This is a genomic window from Bradyrhizobium sp., assembly GCF_049798375.1.
Classification (GTDB): Bacteria; Pseudomonadota; Alphaproteobacteria; order Rhizobiales; family Xanthobacteraceae; genus Bradyrhizobium.
Window position 1 is genome coordinate 1 of sequence record NZ_JBARGP010000397.1, and the last position, 3,956, is coordinate 3,956.

Here is a 3,956-nt window from a genome sequence, read left to right on the forward strand (position 1 = left end):
TCGCGCAGGCGGTCGGGCCGGAACGGCTTCTCGATATCGCAATGCGCGACCTGGCCAATGGCATGGACGCCGGCGTCGGTGCGACCGGAGCCGTGCACCCGGGTCGGCACCCCGCATGTCGCCTGCACCGCGGCCTGCAGCGCGCCCTGCACCGACGGCAGGCTCGGCTGCAACTGCCAGCCGAAGAACGGGGCGCCGTCATATTCGATGATGAGCTTGTAGCGGGGCATTTCAATCCAAGAACGTCATCGTCCGCGAAGGCGGACGATCCAGTACTCCGCGGCCTCTGGGCTCGGCCGCGACGGCCATGGCGTACTGGATACCCCGCCTGCGCAGGGTATGACAGCCCTCAAGAAAATGCGGCGCCCGGCTTCAACGGCGTGCCGCGCAAGAAGTCCGCGGCCAGCATCGGCGCCTTGCCGGCGCGCTGGAGTTCGATGATACGGATCGCACCCTCGCCGCAGGCAATGGAGAGCCGATCGTCGAGCACCGCGCCCGCGGCGCCCGCGCCGTCAGCCAGAGCACAGCGCAGGATCTTCACCCGCACAGCTTCGCCGTCGACGTCCACCTCGCTCCAGGCGCCGGGAAATGGCGACAGGCCATGGATGTGGCGCAGCACGGCATGCGCTGGTTTGGTCCAGTCGATCCGCGCCTCGGCCTTCTCGATCTTGGCCGCGTAGGTGACGCCGTCCTCGGCCTGCTTGTGCAAAACGAGGCCACCGCCCTCCAGCGCTGCCATGGCGCGCACCATCAGGTCGGCGCCTAGCGGCGACAACCCGTCGTGCAAATCGGCCGCGGTCATCGCATCCGTGATCGGAAGCCGCTCGGCCATCGCGACGTCGCCGGTGTCGAGCCCGACGTCCATCTTCATGACCATGACGCCGCTCTCGGCATCGCCGGCCATGATGGCACGGTTGATCGGCGCGGCACCGCGCCAGCGCGGCAGCAGCGAGGCATGGAGATTGTAGCAGCCGAGTTTTGGCGCATCGAGAATGGCCTGCGGCAGGATCATGCCATAGGCGACGACGACGGCGGCATCGGCATCGTGCGCGCGGAACTCGGCCAGCGCCTCGTCGGTCCGCAACGTCTTCGGCGTCAGCACCGGAAAGCCGCGCCGCCGCGCCTCCTGCTCGACCGGCGTCGGCTGCAGCTTCATACCGCGGCCACCGGGCTTCGGCGCACGGGTATAGACCGCCGCGATCTCATGGCCGTGGTCGGCCAGCGCGGACAATGTCGGCACCGCGAAATCGGGCGTGCCCATGAAGATCAGGCGAAGCGGCATCAGGCTCCTCGTCATTCCGGGATGATCCGAGGGATCAGACCGCAGATGCGCAATTGCGCATCGGGGAATCTCGAGATTCCGGGCTCGATGCTGGCGCATCGCCCCGGAATGACGGTGTGGCTATTCAGCCGCGCGCTTGGCGGCCTTGGAAAACTTCTTCATGACGCGGTCGCGCTTCAGCTTCGACAGATAGTCGATGAACAGCACGCCGTTGAGATGGTCGATCTCGTGCTGGATGCAGGTGGCATAGAGGCCCTCGGCCTCCTCCTCATGCACCTTGCCGTTGATATCCAGGAAGCGCACGCGCACCTTGGCCGGCCGCTCGACCTCCTCGTAATATTCTGGAATCGAGAGACAGCCCTCCTCATAGACCGACAGCTCGTCCGACTTGGCGATGATCTCCGGATTGATGAAGACGCGCGGCTGCGGATTGGTGTCGCCGTTCTCGTCGCGCTTGGCGAGATCCATGGTGATCAGCCGCAGCGGCTGCGCGACCTGGATCGCCGCGAGCCCGATGCCGGGCGCGTCGTACATGGTCTGGAACATGTCGTCGACGAGCTGCCGGACCTCCGGCGTCACCGTCTCGACCGGCTTGGACACAAGCCGCAACTGCGTGTCCGGCAGGATGATGATATCTTTGAGGGCCATGCCGGCGATTTAAGCGTGGAAGCAGATGTGGTCAATCTGCGGTTCACGCCGTTAAGACATCGCTAACCATGAATCTCAAGCCATCGTTAACCATAAATCCTTACCTCCTGTTAACCATAAATGTTCTCTCTTCGTTCGCGGCGCTTCCCGAATCGGCTAGAGATGGGGGCATGAGCCCCGCGAATCAGTCCGTGAACCAGATCGTCTTCATGATCGGCGGCCTGCCGATCCGCACCGTCGATGTCCTGATCGGCTTCGGCGTGCTGGTGCTGCTGCTCTTGCTGGCCATCGCGGTCGCGATGACACGCGCGGGCCGGCGCGGCGCCGAACACGCGACGACGCAGGCGGCGCGCGCCGCAGAGCTGGAACAGCGGCTCGGCGAGATGATGCGGGTGCAGCACCAGGCCTCCGGCCGAATGGATGCGATGGCCCAGGCACTGGCAGGGCGCCAGGCGGAGCTGTCGCGCAGCGTCAATGAGCGACTGGACACGGTGACGCAGCGGGTCGGCCAGTCGATGGAGAGTAGCACGCGCCACACCATGCAGTCGCTGCATGCGCTGCATGAGCGGCTCGGCATCATCGACAATGCGCACAAGAATCTCACCGACCTGACGACGCAGGTCACGACCCTGCGCGACGTGCTCGCCAACAAGCAGTCGCGCGGCGCCTTCGGCCAGGCGCGGATGGAGGCGATCGTCCAGGACGGGCTGCCGAAGGGCTCCTACGAATTCCAGCACACGCTCTCGACCGGCAAGCGGCCGGACTGCGTAGTATTCCTGCCCGATGCGCGGCCGCTGTGCATCGACGCCAAGTTCCCGCTGGAGGCGATGACCGCGCTGCACGATGCGCGCTCGGACGAGGAGAAGCGCCAGGCCGCGCAGCGACTGCGCACCGACGTGCTCAAGCACGTCAACGACATCGCGGAGAAATATCTGCTTGCCGGCGAGACCCAGGATACGGCGCTGATGTTCGTGCCGTCGGAATCGGTTTATGCCGAGATTCACGACGGCTTCGACGATGTAATCCAGAAGGCCTACCGCGCCCGCGTGGTGCTGGTGTCGCCGTCGCTGCTGATGCTGGCGATCCAGGTGATGCAGCAGATCATGAAGGACGCCCGCATCCGCGACGCCGCCGACCAGATCCGGAACGAGGTGATCAATCTCGGCGACGACCTCGGCCGCCTGCGCGAGCGCGTGCTGAAGCTGCAGAAGCACTTCGGCGATGTCAACGAGGATGTCAGGCTGATTCTTATTTCCGCCGACAAGATTGAGAAGCGCGCGGGCCGCATCGAGGAGCTCGATTTCGGCAAGCAGGATTCGCAGGCCGAAGCGCCACGCATCGTCGCGGCGCCGGGCGCGACGCCCAATTTATTCCCGCTGACGGGACGGATACAGGCGGGTGAGTGAGGGACCTGTAGCGATAGAAGCTGACTATCTCGCCAATTACCCTGTCATCGTCTGCGAAGGCGGACAATCCAGTATCCCAGAGGCCGTGGATGAGCGCACGCAGCTTCTACGTCTATATTCTCGCCAGCCGCATCGGCGGCACGCTTTACATTGGCGTAACCAATGATCTGATCCGCAGAGTAGCGGAACACAAATCGAAATTAATCGAAAGCTTCACGGAGAAATTTGACGTGGCGCGGCTCGTGTACTTCGAGCAGTTCGATGATCCCTAGAATGCGATACGGCGCGAGAAACGGCTGAAGAAGTGGAATCGGGCGTGGAAGATCAGGTTGATCGAGGAGAAGAATCCGAACTGGGATGATCTTTATCCGTAGATCGCTGGCAGCTAAAATCTACCTCGGCGTCATGCCCGCGCAGGCGGGCCATCCAGTACGCCGCGACTTATCGATTCAAGTACCGCCATCTCTGGAATACTGGATCGCCCGGTCGAGGCCGGGCGATGACATCGAAATGGGCCGCTCAGAACGTCTCCACCCAGGGCCGCACTTCCATCTCCCAGCTCCAGGCGCTGCGCGGCTGCTGCAGCACGCTCCAATAGCTCGCGGCAATGGCGTCGGGAT

General features: G+C 64.0%; 3 protein-coding genes and 3 pseudogenes. 2 read left to right on the top strand and 4 right to left on the bottom strand.

Going from position 1 to position 3,956, the window contains the following annotated elements; genetic code table 11:
* The 3 genes and pseudogenes from WA702_RS16980 to def all read right to left on the bottom strand — a co-directional run.
* Window positions 1-230 (bottom strand): annotated as a pseudogene (locus WA702_RS16980) (tRNA pseudouridine(38-40) synthase TruA); the annotation flags it as partial.
* 119 nt (window positions 231-349) lie between these two features.
* Entirely contained in the window at window positions 350-1,282 is a 933-nt protein-coding gene (gene fmt / locus WA702_RS16985; RefSeq protein WP_425111697.1) for a methionyl-tRNA formyltransferase, read from the bottom strand.
* Window positions 1,283-1,402: 120 nt separating this feature from the next.
* Window positions 1,403-1,930 carry a peptide deformylase gene (gene def, locus WA702_RS16990; protein WP_425111698.1) on the bottom strand — a complete coding sequence of 176 codons (528 nt, stop codon included), beginning with the start codon at window positions 1,928-1,930 and terminating at the stop codon, window positions 1,403-1,405.
* Between the two features lie 191 nt (window positions 1,931-2,121).
* Here def and WA702_RS16995 point away from each other — a divergent pair, with 191 nt between their 5' ends.
* Together WA702_RS16995 and WA702_RS17000 are read left to right on the top strand one after the other, a co-directional pair.
* Window positions 2,122-3,336: a DNA recombination protein RmuC gene (locus tag WA702_RS16995; protein WP_425111699.1), complete on the top strand. Its 1,215-nt coding sequence runs from the start codon at window positions 2,122-2,124 to the stop codon at window positions 3,334-3,336.
* An 89-nt stretch (window positions 3,337-3,425) separates the two neighbouring features.
* Window positions 3,426-3,710: pseudogene (locus tag WA702_RS17000) on the top strand (GIY-YIG nuclease family protein).
* A gap of 145 nt (window positions 3,711-3,855) precedes the next feature.
* On the opposite strand, the pseudogene WA702_RS17005 reads toward WA702_RS17000, so the two are convergent.
* Window positions 3,856-3,956 (bottom strand): annotated as a pseudogene (locus WA702_RS17005) (oxidoreductase); the annotation flags it as partial.